The organism is Corallococcus sp. 4LFB (assembly GCF_046520365.1).
Classification (GTDB): domain Bacteria; phylum Myxococcota; class Myxococcia; order Myxococcales; family Myxococcaceae; genus Corallococcus; species Corallococcus caeni.
In genome coordinates this window covers 1-354 of the sequence record NZ_JBKGHJ010001276.1, presented here as the reverse complement: position 1 = coordinate 354, position 354 = coordinate 1, and the positions used below count along the sequence as shown (strand labels likewise).

General features: G+C 70.3%; 1 protein-coding gene. It reads left to right on the top strand.

Going from position 1 to position 354, the window contains the following annotated elements:
• Nucleotides 1-2: 2 nt before the first annotated feature.
• Nucleotides 3-354 (top strand): amidoligase family protein (locus ACLEQD_RS45300; RefSeq protein WP_410392057.1); only part of this gene is annotated, 352 nt, incomplete at its 3' end.

The following is a 354-nucleotide window of genomic DNA, read 5'->3' as shown; positions in this document are numbered from 1 at the left end:
AGCTGGCCCACGCGATTCAGGGCGCGGTGGGCGGGCACGTTTCCGGCGACTACCGAGGCTGGCAGGTGACGGACCCCCAGGGCCGCGCCTGGAAGGTGGTGCCTGACGGCTCGCTGAGCGGGGGCGACTACAGCGGCGAAATCGTTTCCCCCATCCTCACCTACCAGGACCTGGACGCCTTACAGCATGTGGTGCGCGCCGCCCGCGAGGCTGGCGCCCGCGCCGACGCCTCCACCGGCATCCACATTCACGTCGACGGCAGCCGCTTCGACGCGAAGGGCGTCACCAACTTGGTGAAGATGGTGCACAAGCAGGAGCGCCTCCTGGAGACCGCCCTCGGGGTGAGCGCCGCGC